The organism is Trinickia terrae (assembly GCF_005144415.1).
GTDB lineage: Bacteria > Pseudomonadota > Gammaproteobacteria > Burkholderiales > Burkholderiaceae > Trinickia_A > Trinickia_A terrae.
The window spans coordinates 116,094-140,609 of record NZ_SWJE01000007.1; the positions used below are offsets into that span (position 1 = coordinate 116,094).

The 24,516-nt window shown below is 61.6% G+C and carries 28 protein-coding genes; 10 read left to right on the forward strand and 18 right to left on the reverse strand.

Annotated elements, in window-relative coordinates; translation table 11 throughout:
• Window positions 1–46: 46 nt before the first annotated feature.
• Complete coding sequence (locus FAZ69_RS14455) at window positions 47–415, forward strand: hypothetical protein (RefSeq protein WP_439654770.1); 369 nt, start codon at window positions 47–49, stop codon at window positions 413–415.
• Window positions 416–1,125: 710 nt separating this feature from the next.
• Here the strand turns inward: FAZ69_RS14455 and FAZ69_RS14460 are convergent.
• A complete protein-coding gene (locus FAZ69_RS14460; protein WP_136895613.1) occupies window positions 1,126–1,566 on the reverse strand; it encodes an SET domain-containing protein in 441 nt (146 codons plus the stop codon).
• 41 nt (window positions 1,567–1,607) lie between these two features.
• Entirely contained in the window at window positions 1,608–1,991 is a 384-nt protein-coding gene (locus FAZ69_RS14465) for a helix-turn-helix domain-containing protein (RefSeq protein ID WP_136895615.1), read from the reverse strand.
• A gap of 79 nt (window positions 1,992–2,070) precedes the next feature.
• Between FAZ69_RS14465 and FAZ69_RS14470 the strand changes: the two genes are divergently transcribed.
• Both FAZ69_RS14470 and FAZ69_RS14475 read left to right on the forward strand, forming a co-directional pair.
• Entirely contained in the window at window positions 2,071–2,883 is an 813-nt protein-coding gene (locus FAZ69_RS14470) for a hypothetical protein (RefSeq protein ID WP_136895617.1), read from the forward strand.
• A 13-nt stretch (window positions 2,884–2,896) separates the two neighbouring features.
• Complete coding sequence (locus FAZ69_RS14475) at window positions 2,897–3,127, forward strand: hypothetical protein (protein WP_136895619.1); 231 nt, start codon at window positions 2,897–2,899, stop codon at window positions 3,125–3,127.
• Between the two features lie 175 nt (window positions 3,128–3,302).
• On the opposite strand, the gene FAZ69_RS14480 is transcribed toward FAZ69_RS14475, so the two are convergent.
• The 3 genes from FAZ69_RS14480 to FAZ69_RS14490 form a co-directional block, all read right to left on the reverse strand.
• Window positions 3,303–3,809 (reverse strand): hypothetical protein, encoded by a 507-nt coding sequence (locus FAZ69_RS14480; protein WP_240702233.1) that lies wholly within the window; start codon window positions 3,807–3,809, stop codon window positions 3,303–3,305.
• Window positions 3,810–3,943: 134 nt separating this feature from the next.
• Window positions 3,944–4,423, reverse strand: coding sequence for a nuclear transport factor 2 family protein (locus FAZ69_RS14485; RefSeq protein ID WP_136895623.1), 480 nt, complete (start codon window positions 4,421–4,423; stop codon window positions 3,944–3,946).
• A 298-nt stretch (window positions 4,424–4,721) separates the two neighbouring features.
• The gene (locus tag FAZ69_RS14490; protein WP_136895625.1) at window positions 4,722–5,363 is read right to left on the reverse strand and encodes a TetR/AcrR family transcriptional regulator; all 642 of its coding nucleotides are present in this window, start codon (window positions 5,361–5,363) and stop codon (window positions 4,722–4,724) included.
• A 214-nt stretch (window positions 5,364–5,577) separates the two neighbouring features.
• On the opposite strand from FAZ69_RS14490, the gene FAZ69_RS14495 reads away from it, so the two are divergent.
• On the forward strand, window positions 5,578–6,198 hold the full coding sequence (locus FAZ69_RS14495) for a YceI family protein (RefSeq protein ID WP_136895865.1): 621 nt from the start codon (window positions 5,578–5,580) through the stop codon (window positions 6,196–6,198).
• Window positions 6,199–6,329: 131 nt separating this feature from the next.
• Here FAZ69_RS14495 and FAZ69_RS14500 read toward each other — a convergent pair whose 3' ends face one another.
• From FAZ69_RS14500 to FAZ69_RS14510, 3 genes are all read right to left on the reverse strand, one after another.
• Window positions 6,330–6,806 (reverse strand): VOC family protein, encoded by a 477-nt coding sequence (locus FAZ69_RS14500; protein ID WP_136895627.1) that lies wholly within the window; start codon window positions 6,804–6,806, stop codon window positions 6,330–6,332.
• Window positions 6,807–7,014: 208 nt separating this feature from the next.
• A complete protein-coding gene (gene tdh, locus FAZ69_RS14505) occupies window positions 7,015–8,043 on the reverse strand; it encodes an L-threonine 3-dehydrogenase (RefSeq protein ID WP_136895629.1) in 1,029 nt (342 codons plus the stop codon).
• 9 nt (window positions 8,044–8,052) lie between these two features.
• Complete coding sequence (locus FAZ69_RS14510; RefSeq protein WP_136895631.1) at window positions 8,053–9,264, reverse strand: glycine C-acetyltransferase; 1,212 nt, start codon at window positions 9,262–9,264, stop codon at window positions 8,053–8,055.
• A 159-nt stretch (window positions 9,265–9,423) separates the two neighbouring features.
• Between FAZ69_RS14510 and FAZ69_RS14515 the strand changes: the two genes are divergently transcribed.
• The 3 genes from FAZ69_RS14515 to FAZ69_RS14525 all read left to right on the forward strand — a co-directional run bounded on the left by FAZ69_RS14515 (window position 9,424) and on the right by FAZ69_RS14525 (window position 11,520).
• The gene (locus FAZ69_RS14515; RefSeq protein WP_136895633.1) at window positions 9,424–10,032 is read left to right on the forward strand and encodes a helix-turn-helix domain-containing protein; all 609 of its coding nucleotides are present in this window, start codon (window positions 9,424–9,426) and stop codon (window positions 10,030–10,032) included.
• 79 nt (window positions 10,033–10,111) lie between these two features.
• Window positions 10,112–10,501, forward strand: coding sequence for a DUF2471 family protein (locus tag FAZ69_RS14520; protein ID WP_136895635.1), 390 nt, complete (start codon window positions 10,112–10,114; stop codon window positions 10,499–10,501).
• 5 nt (window positions 10,502–10,506) lie between these two features.
• Window positions 10,507–11,520, forward strand: coding sequence for a tyrosine-type recombinase/integrase (locus FAZ69_RS14525; protein WP_136895637.1), 1,014 nt, complete (start codon window positions 10,507–10,509; stop codon window positions 11,518–11,520).
• Window positions 11,521–11,684: 164 nt separating this feature from the next.
• On the opposite strand, the gene FAZ69_RS14530 is transcribed toward FAZ69_RS14525, so the two are convergent.
• Complete coding sequence (locus tag FAZ69_RS14530; protein ID WP_136895639.1) at window positions 11,685–12,881, reverse strand: DNA-binding protein; 1,197 nt, start codon at window positions 12,879–12,881, stop codon at window positions 11,685–11,687.
• Window positions 12,882–15,029: 2,148 nt separating this feature from the next.
• On the opposite strand from FAZ69_RS14530, the gene FAZ69_RS14535 reads away from it, so the two are divergent.
• Complete coding sequence (locus tag FAZ69_RS14535) at window positions 15,030–16,385, forward strand: replication initiation protein (protein ID WP_169708649.1); 1,356 nt, start codon at window positions 15,030–15,032, stop codon at window positions 16,383–16,385.
• A gap of 50 nt (window positions 16,386–16,435) precedes the next feature.
• On the opposite strand, the gene FAZ69_RS14540 is transcribed toward FAZ69_RS14535, so the two are convergent.
• Together FAZ69_RS14540 and parA are read right to left on the reverse strand one after the other, a co-directional pair.
• Window positions 16,436–17,500 (reverse strand): ParB/RepB/Spo0J family partition protein, encoded by a 1,065-nt coding sequence (locus FAZ69_RS14540; RefSeq protein WP_136895643.1) that lies wholly within the window; start codon window positions 17,498–17,500, stop codon window positions 16,436–16,438.
• Window positions 17,501–17,524: 24 nt separating this feature from the next.
• Window positions 17,525–18,187 carry a ParA family partition ATPase gene (gene parA / locus FAZ69_RS14545; RefSeq protein ID WP_136895645.1) on the reverse strand — a complete coding sequence of 221 codons (663 nt, stop codon included), beginning with the start codon at window positions 18,185–18,187 and terminating at the stop codon, window positions 17,525–17,527.
• Window positions 18,188–19,280: 1,093 nt separating this feature from the next.
• On the opposite strand from parA, the gene arsC reads away from it, so the two are divergent.
• Window positions 19,281–19,640, forward strand: coding sequence for an arsenate reductase (glutaredoxin) (gene arsC / locus FAZ69_RS14550; protein ID WP_136895647.1), 360 nt, complete (start codon window positions 19,281–19,283; stop codon window positions 19,638–19,640).
• A gap of 200 nt (window positions 19,641–19,840) precedes the next feature.
• On the opposite strand, the gene FAZ69_RS34220 is transcribed toward arsC, so the two are convergent.
• The 7 genes from FAZ69_RS34220 to FAZ69_RS14585 form a co-directional block, all read right to left on the reverse strand.
• Window positions 19,841–19,963 (reverse strand): hypothetical protein, encoded by a 123-nt coding sequence (locus FAZ69_RS34220; RefSeq protein ID WP_255451535.1) that lies wholly within the window; start codon window positions 19,961–19,963, stop codon window positions 19,841–19,843.
• A 199-nt stretch (window positions 19,964–20,162) separates the two neighbouring features.
• Window positions 20,163–20,366, reverse strand: a complete 204-nt coding sequence (locus FAZ69_RS14560) for a zf-HC2 domain-containing protein (RefSeq protein WP_136895649.1) — start codon at window positions 20,364–20,366, stop codon at window positions 20,163–20,165.
• Complete coding sequence (locus tag FAZ69_RS14565; protein ID WP_136895867.1) at window positions 20,353–20,955, reverse strand: RNA polymerase factor sigma-70; 603 nt, start codon at window positions 20,953–20,955, stop codon at window positions 20,353–20,355. Before FAZ69_RS14565 ends, FAZ69_RS14560 begins: the two co-directional genes overlap by 14 nt.
• A gap of 5 nt (window positions 20,956–20,960) precedes the next feature.
• The gene (locus FAZ69_RS14570) at window positions 20,961–21,431 is read right to left on the reverse strand and encodes a DoxX family protein (protein WP_136895651.1); all 471 of its coding nucleotides are present in this window, start codon (window positions 21,429–21,431) and stop codon (window positions 20,961–20,963) included.
• Window positions 21,418–22,167 (reverse strand): HvfC/BufC N-terminal domain-containing protein, encoded by a 750-nt coding sequence (locus FAZ69_RS14575; protein ID WP_136895653.1) that lies wholly within the window; start codon window positions 22,165–22,167, stop codon window positions 21,418–21,420. The genes FAZ69_RS14570 and FAZ69_RS14575 overlap by 14 nt, the downstream gene beginning before the upstream one ends.
• The gene (gene bufB / locus FAZ69_RS14580) at window positions 22,167–23,027 is read right to left on the reverse strand and encodes an MNIO family bufferin maturase (RefSeq protein WP_136895655.1); all 861 of its coding nucleotides are present in this window, start codon (window positions 23,025–23,027) and stop codon (window positions 22,167–22,169) included. Before bufB ends, FAZ69_RS14575 begins: the two co-directional genes overlap by 1 nt.
• 115 nt (window positions 23,028–23,142) lie before the next feature.
• Entirely contained in the window at window positions 23,143–23,388 is a 246-nt protein-coding gene (locus FAZ69_RS14585; protein WP_136895657.1) for a BufA1 family periplasmic bufferin-type metallophore, read from the reverse strand.
• 522 nt (window positions 23,389–23,910) lie between these two features.
• On the opposite strand from FAZ69_RS14585, the gene FAZ69_RS14590 reads away from it, so the two are divergent.
• The gene (locus FAZ69_RS14590) at window positions 23,911–24,465 is read left to right on the forward strand and encodes an NADPH-dependent FMN reductase (protein WP_136895659.1); all 555 of its coding nucleotides are present in this window, start codon (window positions 23,911–23,913) and stop codon (window positions 24,463–24,465) included.
• Window positions 24,466–24,516: the final 51 nt, after the last annotated feature.

The window sequence follows — 24,516 nt, forward strand, 5'->3', positions numbered from 1 at the left end:
AACATGTATTGAAAGTAACACTCGCAATGTCTAGATTTTGATAGCCTTGATCGCACTGATGACCGGAACCGGCTGCCAGGGTCAGCGGAATGAAATCGGTTTCTCATCGGTAAAAGAGCACTACAAAACAGGAGGGCTCATCATGCTGCGGTGGATTGCCAACTGGGCTTCAAATCACGCACCGACTCCCGAGAAACACGCCGAACGCGCGCTGAACGAATTGCGCATGGAGCTGTTTCAGGCGGAACAGCGAGTCCTCGATGCACAGATGCACGCGGATTACTATCGCGCGCGCCTGGCGTTCCTCGAAGAAGTCACGCAGAAGGGCATCGAGCAGGTCTACGACCAGCGCAAGGGGCAGCAGGAAACGCTGCAGGCGTCGCGGCCGGGCGTGAAGCTGGCGGCGGCGCAGTAATACGGAATTTGCGGAATCGATACGCGCTCGTATTTGGAAGACGTCCGGGACCGGACGTCTTCGCTTACGGCTGCGCCAACGTTCCACACATCGTTTAGAAGGGCGTGACCGTTATTGCCGGTTTCGACGGACGGCCACCGCCAACGACATCCTTCTTCGTGCTCCCGAAAATACTCACCATTCCCGCGGCGGCGCCAGTATTTTGGTTCGATATGGCGCGCGAGATAGCGCTGCGCGTTCGGGTTTCACGCATGACTTCCGCCGATAGGCCCTAGCCTATGCCGTTGCTCCCGCAAAAGCTCACTTTTGACTGCGCGTCGGCCTGCCGCAAAGTCACAGGCGTCTTATCGGTCCGGGGCGGATAGCGGCGCCGATCAATCCTCGTCGTCCACGGGAACGTACATGCCCTTCTGCGGGTTTGGTAATGAACCCTCTGCCGTACAAGGTCGCAAGAGCATTTGCGATCGTTTGCTTCCACTTGACGGGGTCAGTCTGCAGGTTGGCCCCGGCTTACTTCGCCCCAATTTTGTGGTTCTTTGGGCCCGAAGGCCGGAATCATCGTTGCCATGGCGCTATTTCTTTGTGTTCCTCCGGCCAAGACAAGAGTTCGTTCATCTCCACATAAGCAACGGCCGGTTTGTTGTTTTCTAATTTCTGCGCGCCAGTGTGCTGTTCTTTCGCTTCGTCGTCAAAGTCGATTTTCCGGGGAGTCAACTCGCGACTGCCAACATGGACCTGGAGCAGGTTGCAGCCCCGCAATGGCAGGCGTACTGCGCGCGGACTTCGTCGGTCAACGGCTCACCCACGGTCAGCCCGTAACGGATAAAGAGTTCCGTGCCCGCCGCAATGTCCGTAAGGGTTTCGATGAATACGCGCCCCTCCTCCTCGACGGCCTCGCAGTTCGCATCGCATGCGTGATTGAGCCACCGCGCGCTGTTGCCGCCTTGACTGCCATCGATGACGCGGCCGTCCGACAAACCGAAAAGAAACGTATGCCCCTCGACGCCGGTGAGCCGGGATCGCCTCGACGCCTTGTGCCAACTCGTGACTTCGCCCTTGAATTCCAGCACACGCTCGCCTGCCGCCAGCGGCCGCAGCGCGAACACGCCTTTTCCATGAACCGGCGACCGCCGGACGACCACTCGCCTCATATGGGTGGCTCACAAAGAGTACGAACGATTTCGACACGCCATCAAGCACCGCCATGGCGCCCTTCCATCAAGGGCCCCGTCGATCCTTCGGATCGGCCGCTGAGCCCCTTCAAACCTTCGATCACCACGAGCAGCGCGCGCCCATGCTCGTCCGAGCCATCCCACGCTTCGATGATCGCGTTGCACAGCAACTCGTTGTAGCCGGCGGCACGCTTGCCCGAAAGACGCACCTCGATGCCATAGAAACTGCATAGCTTATTGAATGACGCGCTTCGGCGCATTCTTTGCGCGTTCGACAAGCGAAGCCGCGAGACAGTCGGTTGACTGACACCCGAAAGCCGCGCTATTTCGCTGGACGAGCGATGATCTTCCGCGAGTCGGCGCAGCAGATCTTGCACAGGAAAATCGGTGTCCGGGGCTTCCATTCCATGCATTATACCTATACATTAACGCTTATTGAATTGGCCACCGGGATCGCCGCACGGCACCGTTCCGAGGAAGTGAATGACACTGAAGCACCTACCGCCCACGTTTTGCTGGACCAAGATAGGCAACGAGTCTGGCGAAGCGCTTCCCACAATCGTGCTTCGAAAGGAATGGGAACGCAGGTTGGGCGGCGGACGCTTTCTGTGGGGCATCAGCCAGCCGCTGGACGGCAGCGCAAAGGGGGCGGCGCACCGCATCGGTTCGCTCATGGCCCTGTTCTCACCGGCGTCGAGCAACCTCAAAGCAGTCAACGCGAAGCGAGAGGACGTTCTTCTTTGGAACGCGTGGATCGACTCGAACGGTCAAGTGCGGCCATTGCCACCTCATACGTTCATCACGAGCCCAAAAACGCTTCCGTCGGGGCGCCGTAGAGAGCACCACTTCGCGCTGGTCTGTTCGTCTCCGACGGAGCTGAGCATTGGCAGCAAAGTCAGGGCATACCCCGAACTGCTGCGCAATGTGAGCACAGGAAAAGCGCCGGGGGCTGCGCTGAGCACCGCGGTAGTCGAGTGCATCGGGCAGGCGGGCGAGCAGCCCGGCAAGAGCTATCCGATCGTGCTCGCGGTCGAGCTCGAGACGCCCTATTTCGTTCGGCTCGCCCAGCCGAGCCTCGTGAAAGCGCGGGACCTCGCCGCAATCAACCAGGCGTCGCGCAAAGGCGACTTCGAAACCTGGATCGAGCTGACGAGACGTTTTCGCAGCCGGCCATCGATAGAGCGTGCGCGTGGATTTACGCGGGACCTCTTCGATATGCCTTCAGGCGAATCCGTTGCTCCGATGAGCAACGTCCCTGCGGCCCATTCGAACCATGCGAGCAGGCCGAATCCTTGAACGCGGAGCAAACATGCCCACCGTCACCCATTCGAACGAAGCGAACGCCGCACATCGCTTCATTGAAGCGACGCGAAACGTCGATTTGGCTTTTCGTGCCGTTCGAGGCAAAGCCGAAGATGAAATTTCGGATACCGAACACGCAGTAGCTGTATCGCGACTGGATCGAGCGCTGGATGAACTTTCGCGAGCACAGGAGCTCTTCGACCTGGCCGTTAGCGCCCACTCGACGCGTCAAACCTGAGTTCGTGGACAAAGGTCTGGCGCTGGAATTTTTCAACCGCATACGCAATCGTCGGTGAGCACCGGCCAGTCGTCGGCTCCCAAGGCCTATCCGCGTTGGCATAGGTGAGCTTTTTCAGGAAGCCAAATCGTACTGGCCTGATGTCCCATAGTGACCCGAGGCGCACTCAAAATCCTCAAAACTTCACCTTCAACATGAACCCCACCGTAAACGGCAAGTTATCCGAAGGAATCGGCGGTACGAGGATGAAGTTGATCCCCACGCGCTTGTAGTCGATCATCACGATCGGCGCAGCGACGGGGCCAATCGTGTGATTGCGGCCCAGTCCCCAGTCGCCGTAGTTGTAGCCGGAGATGATGCCCCCCATCGCCGCGAGCCGCACGAAGCTCCAATGCGCGAACTCGGGCGCCCACACGGCCCCGCCGTACCACGAAGGCCGCGACAGCGAGTTGCGGTAGCCGCCCACGGTCAGCGCCCACTGGCCGTTCAGCCAGCACTCGACGCCAAGGCCCGGATTGAAGTCTTCGAAAGATTTCTTGGGGTTGATGTGCTTCGATCCGACCATCGCGTCGACCCAGACACCCCCGCCGCACCAATCCGCCGCCTGCGCATTCGATGCCGTCAATCCGATCAACGCCGAGCACAGCGCCGCACCCACGCGCGCCGCGTTCCTTGCCACCATCCCACACCCCATGTCCGCTCCATTGCCGGCCGTCGGCCGGCGCGTTATTGGTCTTGATCTTGCTGCCCGCCGCGCACTGTAACTCACCGAAATGACGCGGCGTATGGAGGGCATGCTCGGATGGACAATCAGAGTCAGAGCCCCAGCTCGGACAAGCCGGGATGGTCGTCAGGACGGCGCCCGGGCGGCCAGTGATAAAGACGGTCCGCCTCGCGAATCGGCAAGTCGTTGATGCAGGCGAAGCGCCGCGCCATCAGCCCATGCTCGTCGAACTCCCAGTTCTCGTTGCCGTACGAGCGAAACCAGTTGCCCGAATCGTCATGCCACTCGTAGGCGAACCGCACCGCGATGCGGTTCGCCGTATAGGCCCACAGTTCCTTGATCAGCCGGTAGTCCAGTTCCTTCGCCCATTTGCGGCTCAGGAACTGGACGATCTCGGCGCGTCCGGTGACGAACTCCGCGCGGTTGCGCCAGACGCTTTGCAGCGTATAGGCAAGCGACACGCGCTCGGGGTCGCGGGTATTCCAGCCGTCCTCGGCCGCGCGGACTTTCTGGATCGCGGTTTCGCGGGTGAACGGCGGAAGCGGCGGGCGGGTTTCAGGCGCAGCGGACATGCGTTTCTCCTGTCGATCAGAGTTGGCGCTTTAGCGCCTACTCTGATCCCATGCTGCGGTTACTTGGAGTTAGCGCTTCAGCGCTTACTCCAAGTCCACAGCGGTCGATCGGAGTTGGCGCTTTAGCGCCTACTCTGATCCCATGCTGCGGTTGCTTGGAGTTAGCGCTTCAGCGCTTACTCCAAGTCCACAGCGGTCGATCAGAGTTGGCGCTTTAGCGCCTACTCTGATCCCATGCTGCGGTTGCTTGGAGTTAGCGCTTCAGCGCTGCTAACCCCAAGCCTGCAGCGGTCGAAAATCAACGTGACCGCGCGCGCCTCGGAGGCGAGCGCGGGGATTCGGGTTCGTCGCCAAAGAGCCGCTCGGCCGCGGCGCGTGCATCGCGTGCGGCGTCGGGCTCGCCGCTGACGAGCGCCACGCCGATCGCGCCATCGATCAGGATCAGCCATTGGCGTGACAGCTTCGCCGCGTAGCGGCCATCGTGACCGGCAGCCGCCGCGTACGCGTCGAACAGCTCGCGGATGAACGCCAGCAAGCGCGCTTTGTGCTCGCGCGCGACGAGGCGGATCGGATCGTCGGCGGACGCGATCTCGCCGGCAGCGTTGAGAAACGCGCAGCCGTGGAAGTCCGCGGATGCGAACCACGCGCGCAGCACCTCGAACACGCCGAGCAGCCGGGCACGCGGCGAGTCGCCGCTTTTTAGCGTGCCCTCGATGAACCAGGCCATCCAGCGCTCGTCGCGGCGCTCGAGCGCCGCGGCCACGAGCGCGTCCTTCGATTCGAAGTGCGTGTAGAAGCTCTTGCGCGCGGTACCCGACGCGCGGACGATCGCGTCCACGCCCGTCGCGTGAATCCCGTCGGCATAGATGAGCGCTTCAGCTGCGTCGAGCAGGCGCTCGCGCGCGCCTGGCGTAGAGGCGTTTTCGGTCGATGTCGTCATGCGTCACATGGTGGAACGATCGTTCCACCATGTCAATGCCGGACGGCATTAGCCATCACGTATGTGAGGTTTTTCCGGCGGGTATCGCATCGCCGGTATCTGCGCTATCGTGACGCCGCACGATCGATATCGGCCTCGCCTCGACCTTCTGGATCGACACCACATGACGCAACTCGGAAATCGCACGATTCGCACGGCAGCCGCGCGCTGGGCCATGGCGCTGGGAATCGCGGCCGGCGCCGCGCTCTTCGCAGGCTGCACGCCGCTGCAAGTCGTCACGCACTCGGTCAGCACAGCCGAAGCCCGCGTGCCGCAAGGACACTACGAACTCGACCCGCACCACTGGAGCATCGTGTTCGACGTCGATCACCTGAAGTACTCGCGCTTCACGATGCGCTTCGATCGCGCCAGCGCCGCGCTCGACTGGAACGCGGGCGGTCTCGATGCGAGCACCGTCACGGCGTCGATCGATGCGGCGAGCGTCGACACCAACGTGCCGATACTCGACAAGCTCGTGAAGGGTGCCGACATGTTCGACGTCGAGCGCAATCCGCAAATCCGCTTCGCGAGCACGCACTTCGAGCGCACCGGCGAGGCGGCCGGCAAGCTGACAGGAGACCTGACGATACGCGGCACGACGCGTCCGGTCACGCTCGACGTGACATTCAACGGCTTTGCGCCCGATCCGCTGACCAAGGAGGACAAGCTCGGCTTCTCGGCGGAAGGGCGATTCAGCCGCGCGCAATTCGGCCTGACAACGTGGTATCCGGCCGTCGGCGACGACGTGCATGTGCGCATCCAGGCGGAGTTCGTGAAGCCGAAGGCGGGGAGCTGACACAACGAATTGGCAGCAGGTTTCGCGGGAAAGGTGAGATTTAACGGGAGCCGAAGCGAAAAGACGGGCGCGGACCAACCGGTGAGGCAATCCGCGCCGACCTGACTCACTTCATTTGCGGCGCATCGGCGTCAGCCCTGTCCGCCGCATGCGTTGGCCATCGCCTTCTGCATGTCGTCGGGGCTGACATCGCGCACATGCGTCGCGACCGACCACCGGTGCCCGAACGGATCTTCGATCTGACCGTAGCGGTCGCCCCAGAACATGTCGGCGACAGGCATCGTGACCTTGGCGCCAGCGGCCACGGCGCGCTCGACCGTCGCATCGACGTTCTCGACATACAGATGAATGGTGACGGGCGAGCCCTTCAGGCTCTTCGGCCCCAGCGCGCCGTGCTCGGGCATTTCGTCGAAGAGAAAGAGCGTCGAATCGCCGATCTTCAGCGATGCGTGCATGATCTTGCCGTTCGGCGCGGGCAGGCGCACTCCTTCGACGGCGTTGAATGCCTTGATGTAGAACGCGATGGCCTCCGCGGCACCGGCGCAGACGAGGTGCGGGGTCAGCGAATGCATGCCTTCGGGAATCGGTTTGACGGTCGATGCGGACATGGCGACAGCTCCTTGGAATAGGGTGACGTTCGGAAATCGGTGATCTGTGACGGAACAGCAGGATCACAACACTACGACGAACGAGCCGGCGTGAGATCGACATGCGTCGACAAAATTTTTTACCGGGCAGGATTCGCAGCCCCCATGATGACGACAGCCCCACCGCCCTGATCGGGCGGCGGGGCTTCGATACAGCAATCGGAGAGAATCAAGCCGTCCAGTCGAGAATGACTTTTCCGCTCTCCCCCGACAGCATCGTCGCAAACGCCTTCTCGTAGTCGTCCACCGCGAAGCGGTGCGTCAGGATCGGCGACAGATCGAGCCCGCTTTGCAGCATCGCCACCATCTTGTACCAGGTCTCGAACATCTCGCGTCCGTAGATGCCTTTGATCTCGAGTCCCTTGAAGATCACCTGATTCCAGTCGATCGCCGTCTGCGCGGGCGGAATGCCGAGCAGCGCAACCTTGCCGCCGTGGTTCATCGCCTCGAGCATGCCCGTGAACGCGCTCGGCACGCCGGACATTTCGAGGCCGACGTCGAAGCCCTCGGTCATGTGCAGGTCGGACATCACGTCGCGCAGCGACTCGCGCGCGACGTTGACCGCGCGCGTCGCGCCCATCTTGCGCGCGAGTTCGAGGCGGTAGTCGTTGACGTCGGTGATCACGACGTTGCGCGCGCCGACATGCTTCGCGATCGCCGCCGCCATGATGCCGATCGGCCCCGCGCCGGTGATCAGCACATCCTCGCCGACGAGATTGAACGACAGTGCGGTATGTGTCGCGTTGCCGAACGGATCGAAGATCGCGGCGAGATCGTCCGAGATCTCGGGCGGAATCTTGAACGCATTGAACGCGGGAATCACGAGATACTCGGCGAACGCGCCCTCGCGATTCACGCCGACGCCGACCGTATTGCGGCACAGGTGGCGGCGCCCCGCGCGGCAGTTGCGGCAGAAGCCGCAGGTGATGTGGCCTTCGCCCGATACCCGGTCGCCCAGTTCGAAGCCGCGCACCTCCTGGCCCATCTCGACGATCTCGCCGACATATTCGTGGCCGACGTGCATCGGCACCGGAATCGTCTTTTGCGCCCAGTCGTCCCACTTCCAGATGTGGATGTCGGTGCCGCAAATCGCCGTGCGGCGGATGCGAATCATCACGTCGTTGTGGCCGACCTCGGGCTTCTTCACGCGCGTGAGCGTGAGGCCCGGCGCACGTTCGAGTTTTGCGAGTGCTTTCATGTGCGCTCCTTATGCCTGGGCCGGAATGATGCCGAGCTCGCGGCCGACGCGCGTGAACGCCGCCACCGCCCGATCGATCTGCTCGCTCGTGTGCGCGGCGCTCATCTGCGTGCGGATGCGCGCGCGGCCCTTGGGCACGACCGGGAACGAAAAGCCGATCACGTAGACGCATTCCTTCAGCAAGGCATCGGCCATGCGCGACGCGACCAGCGCGTCGCCGAGCATCACCGGAATGATCGGATGCTCGCCCGGCACGAGCGTGAAGCCCGCCGCGCTCATCTTGCTGCGGAAGTGCTCGCCGTTCGCGCGCACGCGGCGGCGCAGCTCGGCGCCTTCGTCGCTCGCGAGCAGCTCGAGCACCTTGAGCGAAGCGGCCGCGATGCTCGGCGTCAGCGTGTTCGAGAAGAGGTAGGGGCGCGAGCGCTGCCGCAGCAGCTCGACGATCTCCTTGCGCGCCGCGACATAGCCGCCCGATGCGCCGCCGAGCGCCTTGCCGAGCGTGCCCGTGATGATGTCGACGCGCCCCTCGACGCCGCAATGCTCCGGCGTGCCGCGGCCATGCTCGCCGATGAAGCCGACCGCGTGCGAATCGTCGACCATCACCAGCGCGCGGTAGCGGTCGGCGAGATCGCAGATGCCCTTGAGGTTGGCGATGATGCCGTCCATCGAGAACACGCCGTCGGTCGCGATCAGCTTGAAGCGCGCGCCGGCCGCGTCGGCTTCACGCAACTTCGCTTCGAGATCCGCCAGGTCGTTGTTCTTGTAGCGATAGCGCTTCGCCTTCGACAGACGCACGCCGTCGATGATGCTTGCGTGGTTGAGTTCGTCGCTGATGATGGCGTCCGCATCGTCGAGCAGCGTTTCGAAGAGGCCGCCGTTCGCGTCGAAGCAGCTGGAATAGAGAATGCAGTCGTCCGTGCCGAGGAATTGCGAGAGCGCCTGTTCCAGGTCCTTGTGCACGGTCTGCGTGCCGCAAATGAAACGCACCGACGCCATGCCGAAGCCGTCGCGCTCGAGCCCGTCCTTTGCCGCCGCGATCAGGCGCGCGTCGTTCGCGAGGCCGAGGTAGTTGTTCGCGCAGAAGTTCAGCACGCCGTCGCCGCTCGCGAGCCGCACGTCGGCCGACTGCGGACTCGCGATCACGCGCTCGGTCTTGTAGAACCCGTCGGCGCGGATCTGGTCGATCGTGCCGCGCAGGTGGGCGAGATAGGTGTCACGCATCGAATGGCTCCTGATAGGGTCGATGTGCCGCCTGCGCCGGGGTGTCCGGCAATGCGGCGGCCTGTTGCTGTTATAGTCGCTCGGCGAATTTACCGGACATTTTCGTTTTTTCGAACTAAAGTTCGGTATGGCGAACAACTCTAAGCGATCGGAAATCAAATGGCAAGCTCCGGAACCCGGCGCGCGGCAGCGCCTGCATCTGTCTCGGCAACACCCGCCACGCCGCCGCGCGTGGGCGAGCAGATCCAGCGGCTGCGCACCGAACGCAAGCTGACGCTCGACGATCTCTCGCGCTCGGCGGGCGTCTCGAAGTCGATGCTCTCGGAGATCGAGCGCGACAAGGCAAACCCGACGATCGCCGTCGCATGGCGCCTGACCAACGCGCTCGGCGTGAGCCTCGATCAGCTGTTTGCGGCGCAGAAGGCGCCGGAGACGATCAGCGTCGCCGGTCCGCACGACATCCCCACGCTCGACGGGCACGACGCGAAATATCAACTGCGCGTCTGGGGGCCGATCGAGCTGGCCGGCAAGTTCGAGTGGTACGAACTGACGCTGCAGCCGGGCGGGGCGCTGGTCTCGAACGCACACGAACCGGGCACGCGCGAACACCTGACGGTCTTGCAAGGGATGATCGAAATCGAAGCGGACGGCACTACGAGGCGCCTGAAAACCGCCGATACGGCGCGCTACGTCGCCGACGTGCCACATGCGATCCGCAACGCCGGAAAGGGCGAGGCGAAGGCCCTGCTCGTGGTGATCCACGGCTAGCGCTTGCCAACTGGCAGTTCCGTCAGGTTGCGCCAGATACTGTATATTTGTACAGTATACGCATCGACAGGAGCCCGCCATGCAAGAACAACAACTGGCCGCGCTGCGCTTCCAGGCCGCGGCGCGCGATCTCGAGCACATCGTTCGCAGCATTGCCGCACGCTATATCGTGCAAGGCGTTCCGCTGACCTGGCGGTTGCTGCATGCGATCGAGGCCGAGGCGCTTGCCGACCTGGGCTTCGCGAGCCGGCATGAGGCACTGATGCTCTCCCTGTTTCAGCGGCCTGCCGATATGCCTTATCCGGAAACCGACGATGTCGTGGATTTCGGCCAGTCGAATGCGCTCCCAGCCGCCTTCGCGTTCGCTGTCGCGGCGTATGAAGACGCCCATCGCGAGGCGCAGACCAAGCGGTCTTCGACACGCCATCCGGCCGTGCGATACTCGAACTTTGCGCAACTAACTGAATAGCAGCGATGGTCGCTTCGCACTCGTCCGGTTCGGCCAATCCACAAGCGCCCGATACCGACCTCTTCGATCAGCAGCGGGAAGACTGGCGCCGCAGTCCGAACATCGCGTTTGATGCCTGGTTGGCGAAGCAGCATTTCAGGCGCTCTTCCGCCGAGGTCTATCGCGCGCAATGGGGAGCCTTCCTCGATTGGCTCACATTGCGGCACGAGAATCTGCAAACCGTCGGCACCGCGACCATCGCCCATTTCGTCGGCGATCTGCCGATACGAAAACCCCAGCGCGTACGGTACTTGCGCCTGATTGAACGGGTGCTAGACCACGTGCGCGAGATCGAATCCGCATCGACCAATCCCGCCCGCTTCATCGCACAAGACGGCGAAGCGGCGTGGCGCAATGCGCGTGACAACGAGCCGACGGGGTTTCTCACCTCGGCCGAGCGCGCGGCGCTCGTCGCCCATTTATTCTCGCCGCTGGGAGACATGCCACCCGGTCAACGGTGGAGAGAGAAACGCGACCGCGCGTTGATCGCGGTTTTCCTCGGCGCCGGACTGAAAACCGGCGAAGCTCGATCATTAACGATTAGTTGCGTCGAAACAGGCAAGCCGTGGGTAACGATCGAGGCAGCCAATCCGGCATTTACCCGGCGCACGCGTCTTTCGCCATTTGCGGTCGCGATTCTCGAAGCATGGTTGGCGGAGCGGCGTCTATCTGAACTCGCAGGGGAATTGGTGTTTCCGGCGTCACCATCAGGGCGCCCCATGCACAAAGCGACCATGCTGCGCGCCGTCGACGCCCTGATCGACACAGCCGGCATTTCGCAATCGAGAACCGCTCGCGCAAGCCCACAGACGTTGCGCAATACATTCGCGGCCGATTTGTTCGAAAGCGGCGCATCCGTCGAGCTGGTCGGCGCGTGGCTTGGGTTCGCGCAGGTGGTCTCGGTCAATCGATTGCATCGAGCCTGGGAAAGCTGGCATGACGCTGCTGAATCTCAGCAGCGAATCGAATCGGCGCAATAAACGTCGTCGCCAAGCTCACCGTCACTGCTTGGAAAAGCCCGACAGACGTAGAACGGTGGTCTCGAAAATCCCGGAAACACTCACCTTTTGAATCCCGAATTCTCTCACCTTGGCCGCTGAGTGACGCTTTCGCCGCGCCCCCCGGTCGTATGCGTCACGCGCCGCTACAGCGCTTCCCGGTCGTTCAAGAACCGCGCAACGGCCTCGAACCGGGACAACCCGGCCCCCGACGAATGCTCGCACTCCGGGCATAGCAGTTCGTAACCGGTGCCCGCCTGCGATAGCTCGGGCTCACCGTCCTCGCATTTCGGGCAACGCGGCGGAATCGTCACGTAACCGTCGAGGACGTTGCCGATCGAACTCAATTCATTCTCACCGAGGCGGCCTGATGCCGCCAACGAGCAGAGCAGTGTCGCGAGCGCGGGGTCGACGCTTCCCCGGGCACGCAAGCCGTCGGCTTCGCGCGTCAAAGCGTCGAGCTCTTCGGATTGGCTGCGCACTTGGACCTCGAGCCGGTCGCCACGGGCCTTGGCGACGCTAAGCTGTTGAATAAAATCGAATTCCTTGCGGCTCGCGTCCCGAATCCCCGACTGGTAAGTGGCCGCCATGCTGCGTAGCGAATCGAGTTCCACCAGCATCGGCTTCACACGCCGTTCTGCTTCGGCGATCGCGTCTTTGATTTGTTGCGCATAGTGCTCGGTGCTTTGCCGCAACTCGGTGTGCAATGCATCGATTCGGTCGCGCAGTGTGGCGTTGGCCGCTTGTTCGGTCTCAAGGCGTTTGAGGAGGTTTTCTTTTTCCGCCTCAAGTCGCTGGACCGCGCTCTGCGCGTTTTCGTGATTCGCCGAACGCCGAGTGGCGGCAGCGCTCAACTCGGTTTCGAGTTCGCGGATGTGCTCCATGGCCGCATCGGCGCGCGTTTCCGCCCGTTGCCTGGCTTCTTCGGAAGCCTCGCGAAGAATTTCCGCTCGTCGGGTTCGCTCCTCGGAGGCTTGTATGAAGGTCTGTGTTTCATGGCGCTCCTCGTCGAGCATCGCGCGTGCGTGAACTCGAGCCGCTTCGAATAACTCACCGAGCAGCTCGCCGGCTTTTTCTTCGAGCGCTTTCGGAATTGACCCCGCTCCGGCACGAATTTTCGAAGCCTCCCGAATACGTTCCCAGAAATGATCGATGTCTTTTGGGATGTCGCTGGCGCTGCCGGTTTGCGTGAGGTCACGTACGGTCGCCATCGATGGACGAATGCCCAGATCGAAAAACAATCGCTTGCAAGCGTGAAGCGACAGTTCCTGGCGACGAGCCCCGTTGGCCCGTAACGTTTCTAGCTCATGCCGGATGGCCTGCCGTTGTTCGTCGAGCGTCATCGATGTTTTTCGTTTGCCTCGTTAAGAGGGATAAATAATAACAATTTACGTAGCGTTTGATACGTTTCTTGAAGGGGCTGTTGCAGTTTTGCCGAATCGGTACTTTTTCTCCGTCGAGGTGGGTCCGTACAGTGGTCTCCCTCATGTTTTTTCGTGAAACAAAGCGAAGAGCACGCGATAAGTTTTTGTTTTAAAAAGATTCTGACTGCTTTCTAGGCTTTTGTGAGTGTTTCACGAAGCGGAATGCTGGATGCTTGGACGGTGTTTTTTCGAGAGCTCGCGGGGTGCTCTTGAGAGTAATAAAAGTAAACACCATTGAACCTTGTTAAAAACGTTAACGACATGCTAAACCCTTGTGGGACAAGGGAGACAGCCCGACAAGGTGAGGTTTTACAGGAAGCGTGGTGAGGAGCTGCGGGATAGCCGAGTGATGGGGTTCGGGGCCGGCGGTGAGCCGCTGCGGGACAGGACGTGAGCGGGTTCAGGAGCATTGGCTCACGTATGGCCTTTGCAAAGGTGAAGTTTTTCAGGAGTGTGCCTTACGTAGACCCTTTAGCGGCATCATCGCGGCTCTTGGGGAAAGAAAGCATGGTGGTGAGGGCATTCGGGAATGCCTATGAGCCCGGGTTGAGCGCCGGTTTACGGGTTGAAATCTCAAGTGGTGAGGCATCACGGGAGTAAACAGCGTTCGGGAGTGAGTCTTTTCGGGAGTGGGCGGCCAAATTTGCTCAAGATTTGTGCAACTGGACCTTAAGGTGAGGGTTTTCGGGACCTTGGCGATGCATTTTGCATGGAAGCGGGGCGAATTCGTCGATCGAGGTACCGGTTTGCCCTGCAAGGTGAGCTTATTCGGGAGACTCTTTTGCCAGTAAGCGATGGTTTCGAATGGGCTCGGCTAATGCTAAAGGTGAGGGTTTGCGGGAGTCAAATTGGACTCGGCGACGTCGATAGGTGGGCGTTTTCGAGAGAAGTTGGCGGTTACTCGCGGCGAAATGCCCGTGATAGTTGGTTGGTGAGCGTGATTGAAGATCCTGGGATTCGACTGAGGTGAGGTTTTTCGGGAGCTGTTCGACGCGTCGAGGGAGCTGTACGGTGGATCGTGCCAGTTCCAAAGGTGAGGTAATACGGGAGCTTGACACGATCGAAAGTGCTTGAGGCGCAAGCGATAAGTCCCGGATGCGATTGAACATTTTCGCTGAGCGCTTCAATGGTGAGCTTTTGCGGGAGAGTGGGTTGGCCCGGATTTCCTTTCCTATTTGGGAGCGAATGAATCGAAAGGTGAGGTTTTCCGGGTGTCAAATTCGGGTGTTTCGAGATGCCTGTGCGGGGAGAGGCGGACTGGTGGCGGCTCTTAGTTGGAACAATGGTGAGGATTTACAGGAGTGCAGGCGGGCCGTACGAGAAAGGCCATGAAATGAAAGTTTCATGCCTGGATCTCGTGCGGCTTAGTGAGCTCGGGGCGCAGGCCTGGTGTCCGGCATTGCGGCAGCACAAGAGGTGTCGGTAAGCGCAGCGCCGGCATTGGGCGGTGACATTTTTGTGGCCGATGCCGGTCTTCGTTCTTTCTGGCGGGTTGTGGGACGAGACGCGCAATGCGGGGGCAGACCCAGTCCCGCCTGGCGCGTTTTTGACGCAGCGTGACGGTCTGGTAGCCGAGAGCGGAACCGCTGCGGTGCTTGGGACGCACTGGCGGCACGCCGCGGCGCACCTTGTTACCCGTTATCGCTCCGATTCGGCCGCAGCGTTCCAGCTGCCGTTGTTTGCCTTGCCACCTGATCGTCTGGTCTGTTTTGGCGTGGCTCGAGCGCACGCGATCGAAATCCGGCTCGATGTTGCTCAGGGCCCCGCCCCGCCTTGAGTCACGAGCAAAGTCGCGTCGTGAAATAACGACAGACTTTGAGGTGAGCCAATTCGGGAATCGATTGAGGCGGCTTCTGGGCACGCCGAAAGCACACAGTTCCCGCTATCCGGCGACCGGCAACGAGGTCTAGCCGAGACCGCGCTTCGGTGAGGTGAGCTTTTGCGGGAGATCACCGAAGTGAGTCATGCTTCGTAAACTGGCTTCACCGGGAAACGGTGAGAGCGTGCCTATAGACGTGCATCACCGCAATCGGTATCCTCTCGAAAAATCTCCTTTCGACCCGACGCATGGCAACGAAGCGCGCGAAGAAAACCGACGTGGATGTGGTGAGCGCAAGCTCGGCCGAATTGCGTAAAGCTGTCGAAGCGATCGCGATTCAGCCCAAGAGCGGCAAGATTACGCTTCTCACGCGCAAGCTGTTCAACGTCCTCCTTGCTGTGGCCCAGCAGGCCGACGAGTCGGGCGACACCTACCGCGCGCTGCTGTCCGATATCGTCGCGAATTCGGCGTTCGATTCGAACGATACGGCACTCGTCAAGGAGCACTTGCGGCGCATGGTGTCGGTTCAAGTCGAGTGGAGTCAGGGCACGTCGAGTCAGAAGCCTGGCCGCAAGTGGGGCATCTCGACGCTGATCGCCGATGCGGAAATTCTCGAAGATCCGACGACCCGCCGGGTGTGGGTCGAATTTTCGTTTGCGCCGAAGATCAAGAAGAAGCTGTTGGACCCCGTCCAATACGCGCGCCTGAGTCTCCAGTTCCAGAGCCAGCTGCGCAGCAGCGCGGGCCTTGCACTCTACGAAATCTGCGTGCGCTATCTGACCAATCCCAGCCATCTGACGATGCGCGAGTCGTGGGAGTGGTGGCGGCCGATCCTGTCGGGTACGCCCGACACCGAAGCTGGCGACGAAGCCAAGCGCGAATACAAGTACTTCAAGCGCGACTATCTGCGTCCGGCTATTGCGGAAGTCAATGCGGTGACCAATATCTTCGTCGAACTGATCGAGCATCGGGAGGGACGCCGGGTTGCCGAAATTCAGTTTCGCGTAACCGAACGCAAGCAACCGATGCTGGCGCTCGACGAACACCCGAACGTGTTTGACAGCACGCTGGTCGACCGCATGGTCAAGATCGGCATTCCGCTCAAGGAAGCCCAGACGCTTTACGCCGACAGCGAAGAAAACCGAATTCGCGCCGCCTTGCAGATGACCGAGCAGCGCATGCGCAGCACGGCGCTGCCGCCGGTACGCAGCGCCCCGGCGCTCTTCAAGGATGCGCTGAAGAAGGGTTATGCGCCGCCGGTGGAGGCATTGCCGTCGGCGGGCAACAGCAAGGCGGCGGCAGTTGCGCCGGCCGACGATCTTAAGGCGCGCCTGCTCAGCGAGTACGCCGTGTATCGGCGCAAGGAAGCTCAGGCGCTTTACGACGAGCAGGGTGAGGCCGATCAGGAACTCGCACGGCAATCGTTCGAAACCGATGTGCTGCCGGAGCTCGGCGCCCATATGCGGGACGACTGGCGCCGGCGCGGGCTGAATTCGAAGCTCGCCGAAACGGCGTTTTTTGATTGGCTGGCTCGAAAGACCTGGGGCGAACCAACCGACGGCGATCTGCTGTCGTTCACGCTCAGCCAGTCGCGTGCGGCGTAACGCCGCTGAGCGGCGCGGCGTCCTTTGATTCCCTTTTTGTTGGATCCTGCTTAATTCGGCAGAAGCATGTGCTCGATCTGCCGCAGGATGTCATCGCGTTTTTCCTTCGATAAACCGCGCAAGCGCAATTCGAGCCGATCGTCGCCATAGGATTTCAGGTCGCCGACGGATACGCCATCCAGCTTGATCTCCATCCGCTGCGCATAGCGCTGGCGTCCTGCGGGCTTTGCATTTTCGGGCGTGCCCGCAGCCCTGCCCTTCACGATATCGGCGACTTGCCGCGTACTCAGGTCATCCGAAAGGATCTTGTTGATGAGCCGCAGCGTGGCGTCGACCCCGCGTGCCGAATGATATCGGCCGACCTGATAGGCCATGTTCGAGCCAAAACGATCCGGTCTGGCGACCATTTCCTGCATCACGGCTTCAGGCAACTTCGCGATGGAGAGCGCGACGGCGACCGTGGATTCATCGAGGCCGAGATGTTCGGCAAGTTCTTTCTGGCTTTGGAAGTGCTTGTCGTCGAGAAAGCGCCGCCAGACGACCGCGTTATCGAAGACGGTTTGCGAATCGCGCTGAACGTTCAGGTCATAGCCGAGCTTGTAGCTCTGGATGCCGATCGGGAGGTCGATGACGATGGCCTTGACCGTTTCCTTGTTGGCTTCCTTGAGCGCCCGAACGCGTCGACCGCCGTCGCTGACGAAGTAAGTGCCAGGATTGTCGTAGTCGGGAATGACATGAATGGCTTGCTGTTGACCTTGCTTGGCGAGGTTGACCGCCAATTCGGCAATTGACGACTTCAAATAAAAATGCCGCGGATTGAACGGGCTTGGCTTGATTGTTTTGAGCGGAAGTTCGATGACTTGGCCGTGGGTGTAGCCGTGCTCGATGCGCCACGCGCGATATTGCAGCGATTCGTTCTCATGCGTCGGATCATTCTCCTGCGGCACGGCCACGAGCGGCTGGCTTGAACGCCCGGGTGCTTTTGCAGCCGGAGTGGCGGCTTCGCTCTTGACGATGCCGTCGATCGCATTCAGGCGGTCAAGCGCTGTTCTTTTTTCGCTGCTGGTCGTTTCTGGGCGCGCTTGGAAGCCTTTGGCGAATTGAGAGGGTTTCATTCAGGGTCCTTTATGCGCATAAATTCAGGGTAGCAAGGCGGCAATTTCGTCCGCACATGCACGGATTTCGACGGCGGCGAGCTTCGCGCCTCGGTCGCTCATTTGGAGCACCGTTTGTCCGAGCGCCATGGCTTGTTTGTAGGCCTCGCGCGTCGGGATTTGAGTTTTCAGCAAGGGGAAGCCGAGCTCTTCCAGCGCGCGCTTGAGTTCGCGCGTCAACATTCGCTTCTCTTCCGTCTTGTTGAGGAGGAACACGGCACGCAAGTCTTCGTTCATGACCTGCGCCTGCTGGATCAATTTGACGAGCCCAACGCTCGACCAGTAGTCAGCTGGTGATGACGAGGTGGGGATGACTGCGATTGTCGCAGCGAGCAAGACGACACCGGAGACCTTCTCGGTAATGGACGGCGGGCAGTCGACGACGATGATGTCATAGTCGTTGATGAACTTCTTGATTTCGCGATGGATCTGGCCACCGGCTTCCGAGAGGTTCACGACCGGAAACGGGATGCCTGAATCGCCCTCGGAAGAAGCGCTCGCCCAGTGAACCAGCGTGTTTTGCCCGTCAGCATCCACGACGAGGACGCGCTTTCCTTTTTCGTGGAAGGCCGCCCCGAGATGCATGGCAATTGTGCTCTTACCGACCCCGCCCTTTTGTTGAGTTACCGCGACGATTTCCGCTGCCAATTTTTTCACTCCCTTATAGAGGTTGGTGAATTTTACCGGGAAATATTTTCATTTCAATCATTTCGTAGCCGCGATGCCACGAATTGGCCGTTCGGGGAATGTTTATGCGCATAAAGGAGGCCGACCGGCGGCAAAGGGTGTCCTTCGTTATGGAGTCGATTGGGTTGCTGACGCGGCCGATCGATTCAGTTGCCACATCCTCACTGAGGCTGCAAGCGATGCCTGCTGGGGTACGAACGTCAGTTTGTATCGCCCCTTGCAAGATTCTCGTGACGCCGTTTGCGCGACCGCGTGATCCCATGCGGCCGCGCTTGCAAGTGGGCTCGGCTGGCGAATTAGGGATGATGGAGTCTTTGAGCGCGTGCCGGGTTTATGCGCATAAACGCTCAAGGTCGAGGCCGAAAGGCAGACTGGATTTGCCACTGCCCCTCGGGTTGCCGACGTACACGCCGTATCCGCCTCACGGCGGGAGCAAATTTCAGCGCATGGGATACAGCGGAGGCAAACTTGCTGCGAAATTCGGCCGCGTTCGTAATATGTACGGCCGCCTGATGTTCTCGCTCCTTGCGAGGAGCAATCTGGCGGCTGGGGTGATTCTCGGAGGTGTATCGCGCGCAAGAGTATCCGCCGACGCACGCCGCTTTCACCTAGGCCAATAAATCCCAATCGATCGATCGTGCGCTGGACGTTGGTCAAGGCTCTTCAGTGGGCGGCCCAACTACGTTAAATCGTTGATTGCGGGCTTCAAGAACAATCGCCTAAAACGTTTTACGTAGCATATAGAGTGCGAATTGGTGAGTCACCGTAAAGCCATACGCCATCGACTTATCGTGGCAAATTTAAAACCCCTGGGTACTTTTCTTATCGATCGGTTGTATAAGCCTGGTCAATTCGTTCGCTCCGCTGGAATGTCCTTCACAGAAGCCGCCCTCTGAATCGCGACCGGCCCTGAGCACCTCACGGCTCGCGCCGAACCACTGCCCACTCCTCCTTGCTCTTCCTGCCACCGCGCAAGTTCACTCCAACAACACCCCAACTCGTCTCCAGCTACAATGAATCGCCTTTCAAATTCTCGCTTCAACGCCTCAACCTCATGATCACGATCTATCACAATCCCCGTTGTTCCAAGTCCCGAAGTGCATGCGATCTCGTCGACAACACCTTGAAGGTGTCCAACGAATCTGTCGAAATCGTCGAATACCTGAAGCATCCACCCACGGTTGCACAACTCAAGGAGTTGCACCAGATGCTGGGCGGCTCGGTGCGCGACATGCTTCGCGACAACGAGGCGCCATACAAAGAACTCGGCCTCGACAACGATCGATTGACAGATGATCAGTTATGCGAAGCAATTGCAGCGCATCCGATTCTGCTGCAGCGCCCGATTGTCGTGCGCGACGGGAAGGCGGTGATCGGCCGCCCGCCAGAAGCAGTCAAGACGTTGTTCGATTGACGGGAATGCATGCGAGCGCACGCGGCCTGTGAAAGCCCTAGCCAACACACCGTAAGCGCCCGCCCGCACGTTTGGTCCGCAACTAACAGCCCGGCCTTGCCCTGATGGAGCGCTTTCCATCCGCCCCCACGCCAGCGCGTCACGCGATGCGTCAAACCAATACAAAACATCGTGCAGTTGACCGCTTCGTTCGCGCTGCGCTAGGCGACCGGCTCGGCCACTGTCGCCACCACGACGACGGTCGACATCGTCGCGCCGGTCGTGACCGGCAGAGCGCGATGCATGGCTCGCTGCTTGCGCTTGCCATCGGCGTCTTCTGGCACGTGAACGACGGAGCTTCTGATGGTGCGCGAACACTTCGGCCTGAAGCTCAAGCAGACCGTGTTCGGTCCGGTCGATATTGCGGACGATCGTCTCTGTCGTTGGGCTCGCGCTGACACTCGCGCTGCGGGACGCGCTGTCTTAGGATGACAAGCGTCGTGCTTGCATCGGCGCGTACACGCGGCCAACGCAAGCGATACCTCAGCTCCGCGGCTCTTCAGGCGTCTCCCGATCCGTCCCACTGATTTCGCGCGACGCATCGCGCAACTGCGCAATCTGTTTGCGAAAGTTGCGGCATCCGCTGCAAGTCGGCAGATGGACCCCGATGGCCAGCCATTCTCCGGCGGTCAGCCGCCGGTCCAGCGCGTCCGACAAGAGACGCGTGATGTCCTTACATTTCCCCATTCGCGTCCTCTCTGCCTAATCCTTTCTCGGCGAGACACGTGCGCAGCCTGAGCCGCGCGCGATAGATCAACACGCTGCAATGGTTCGCGGTGAGTTCGAGCTCGGTGCAAATGTCTTCGGTTTCGAAATCGAGGAATTCGCGCATCATGAACACGCGTCCGATCTGCTCTGGCAGATGCTCGAGACACGCCTCGAACAACCGCCAGAACTGCTGCCGCTGCAGCTCGGTCTCCGGTGTCGCCCACGGACGCGGCTTGGCATGCGGCGTCCAGTGGCCGTTGTCCTTGAAGAGTTCGCGGTCGAGCAGCGTCTCGGAGTCGAGTTCCGACTCGAGCGCCGACACGTTGACGGTCCGCTGCCGGGCGCGCAGCGTGTCGATGAGCTTGTGGCGCAGGATGCCGAATACCCAGGTCTTGTGCTCCGATTGTCCCGTGAACTTTTCGGCTTGCGTCCAGGCGGCGGCGAGCGCTTCCTGCACGGCGTCTTCCGCGGCGGCTGCGTCGCGCAGCTGCAGGCGCGCAAAGCGCAGCAGGTCGCGGCGCAGCTGCGCCAGATAGGCCGGATCATCGTGCGCGGCGCGCGGCGACACCGGCCTCAAGCGTGTTCCTCTCGCAGCCTCGCGGACTTCGCGCCATAGAGGATGCCGTCGAGCGACCAGCGTCCGACGCCGTGGAAGAAGAGGTAGGCGATCAGCACCGCCCACAGGATGTGGTCCTTGACCATCACAGGCTCGAGCCCCGGGTAGGAGAGCACTGCGATCAGGTTGACGACGAACAGGCCCGCCGCTGCGAAGCGTCCGCGCCATCCGAATAGCAGCAGGATCGGAAAGATCAGCTCGCCGCCCGCGCCCATCACGGCGGCGACGGCCGGCGGCAATACCGGTACATGATATTCGCTCGTGAAGAGATAGAGTGTGCTGCCCCAGTCCCGCAGCTTGAGCAGGCCGGACACGAAGAACACGCGGAAGATGTAGAGCCGCACGGCGAGCGCGACGAGCGGCTGCAGCGCGATGGCGACGGCTTCCAGTAGGCCGTACAAGCGGCCGGCAAGATTAGTGGTTTGCATTTTCGGGTTCCTCTATGTCATGGACGAGCCCATGAGCGAATAGTTGTGCGAGCAACGAACTGGGGTCGCCGGTCGCGAGAGACAGAGCGGTTTCGATGCTGCTGCCGTCGCTGAGCGCAGCGACGACTTGCGCCTCGTCTCCGCCGATCTTGCGCCAGCGCACCGTGAACGTATCGCGCCAAACGAGCACGGCTTGCCCGCCCGCATCGAGCGAGGCCGCCGGACCGCCTTCGTGCATCGCGACGATATCGGCGATCGGCCACTTCGCCGACCGCGCGACGCCCACCGAGGGCGCGAGCCGCAGCGACGCCGAGGCAAACCGCTCGGCGCCCAGCGCGGCAAGCGCAACGCCCGCGACCGGCGTGCCGTCGTCGGCGAAGTAGGCGCGCTGCATCAGCCAGTCGACTTCGGCGACGTCGCCGAGATAGGGCAGGTCGGCGGCGGGCGCGAAGCGTCGGATGAAAGCGGGGAGGCCGGCGCCGTCGTCGTGCAGGTTGGCCGAGGTGGCCGGCGTGGCGATGACGTAAGCCCGCGCGAGCGCGCGGAAATACTCCGCGCCGACGAGCGTGACGACGTGCGTGAACGCGTCGGTCAGCGCGGCGATGCGGTTGAGCCGCACGTTGTTGCGGTAGACGCCGATGTTGGCGCGTGTTGCGGCCGTGAGGCCCGCGGGCTCGCACGTGTCGTCGGCAAGCGCGGCGGCGAAGCGCTCGAGCGTGTCGTGGTAGCTCGACATCAGTGCGCCTCCGTCGTCGGCGTGGGCGCCATCGCCCGCTCGCGTGCCGTGGCCACACGCGCTTCGAGCTGCCGGTATTCGTCGATGAGCGCATCGAGCGGCGGCAGGTGCGTATCGCGCTCGAGCAGCACGGGCACCGGCCCGAAGCGCTCGAGCGCCGCATCGAGCAGCGTCCACACGGCGTCGCAGACGCTCGCCCCATGCGTATCGATCGCGACATCGTCGAGCCATTCGAACCCGGCCACATGAATCTCGCCGACGCAGCCAAGCGGCAGCCGCGCGATCTCCGCGAGCGGATCGGTCTTCAGGTTGAGCGCGTTCACGTAGAGATTGTTGACGTCGAGCAGCACGCCGCAGCCGGTGCGCGCGACGAGCTCGGCCAGCATCTCGGCCTCCGTGCACGTCTCGTTTTCGAACGCGACATACGCCGACACGTTCTCGATGAGAATGCGGCGCCCGAGGGCTTCCTGCACGGCATCGATATGCGCGGCGATCAGCGGCACGGCGCCGTCGATGCGCGGCACGGGCAGCAGATCGTTGAAATACCGGCCTGCGCCGCGATTCCAGCACAGGTGCTCGGAGACGAGCGCGGGCTCGATGCGCGTCACGAGCGCCTTCAGGCGTTGCAGATGCTGGGCGTCGGGCGCGGCATGACTGCCGAGCCCCATACCGACGCCGTGCAGGCTGATCTCATAGTGCTCACGCACGCGCTCGAGCGCGGCGACCGGTTCGCCGCCGCCGAAATAGTTTTCGCTGTGGACTTCCCACCATCCGACCGACGGCCACGCCGCGAGCACGCCGGCGACGTGCGGTCCGCGCAGGCCGAGACCTGCGCCAAGCTGCTGAGGCTGCGGATTCATCGAAAGCGTCCCGTCCTGTGATGGCTCGTGATGGTGGAGATGGCGGCCGCGCGTGACGCGCAGCCGCCCATCTTGCCAGTATCGGCGCGAATTGCGGCGCGCCGGCGTGGACGACTTACATGCCGGGCTGCAGCGAGCCGCCCATCTTCTCGCACGAGCCGGCGGGGACGGCCTTGAACTCGCCCTTGTCCATGTCCTTCGTTCCCTGGCCCGCGCACGAGTGGTTGTTGCCCTTGCAATCGTTCTGACCGGCCTTGGCGATGCCGTAGCACTTTTCCTTGTCGGCGGCGAAGACCGGGCTCGCGAGCGTGGCGCCCAGGACGGCGGTGAAGGCGGCAGCGGCGATCAGTTGCTTGTTCATCTTGACTCTCCTTTAGGTTGGAAATGGAGCCTTGAAATTGGCTTCCGGAGCTAGAGTCGGCGCTCGCCGGCGGATATGACAGTCGGGATGAAAATTTTTTGTGACTGGCGGCGCATCCCCACCGCTTCGATGACATCCGGCTCTTGCACGCTTCAATACGTCCCGAAGGAACAGGCGGATGCAGATGCGTCGATCGCGAACTATGCTTTAGCCGTTCGCGCCGCGTGCACGGGCGTTGCGCGAGTCTTCGCTCGAACGGGCGGGCTGGCGATCGCCATCGAACTGTCAGGGAATCGCCACGGCAGTTTCATGAATGTAACCGCGAGTAACTGCGTTTCGTCGGCGGCAACTTATCCACAGATTCTGTGGAGAACTTTGTGGAAAATGTGGCCGGAACCCACGACGAGTAGGCCGAGAGCTGGATTGCATGAAAAACAAGCCCGTCGCTTTCGAGTCGGGTGGGTATTGCCGGAAGCTTGTATCGTATGCGCGTTTCGTCCAACCAACAGTGAGGAAACAGGAATGGCTTACAACATTGCGGTAACTGTCGGCAGTCTGCGTCGCGAGTCGTTCAACAAGGCGCTCGCCCATGCTGTGACGAAGCTCGCCAGCGCGGACTTCGCATTCGAACTCCTCGACATTGGCTCGCTGCCGCTTTATTCGCAGGATTACGACGCCGATTTTCCCGAGTCCGCCCGGCACTTCAAGGCGCGCATCGAAGCCGCCGACGCGCTCCTGTTCGTGACGCCCGAGTACAACCGCTCGATGCCCGGCGTGCTGAAGAATGCGCTCGACTGGGGCTCGCGCCCGTGGGGCAAGAACTCGTGGGGCGGCAAGTCGGGCGCGGTGCTGGGGACGTCGCCCGGCGCCACGGGCACGGCGCTTTCGCAGCAGCATCTGCGCAACGTGCTTGCCTACCTTGATGTGGCGCTGCTCGGCCAGCCCGAGATGTTCATCAAGCACGTCGACGGCGTCATCACGGCCGACGGCGATGTCACCAACGACGATACGCGCAAGTTCCTGCAGCACTTCGTCCATCGCTACGAGAGCTGGGTGAAGCGACACGTGAGCAAGTAGTTCGCGCAATCCGGGTACATCGACGCTGCGTCGAAAAGCGAACGGCGGCTG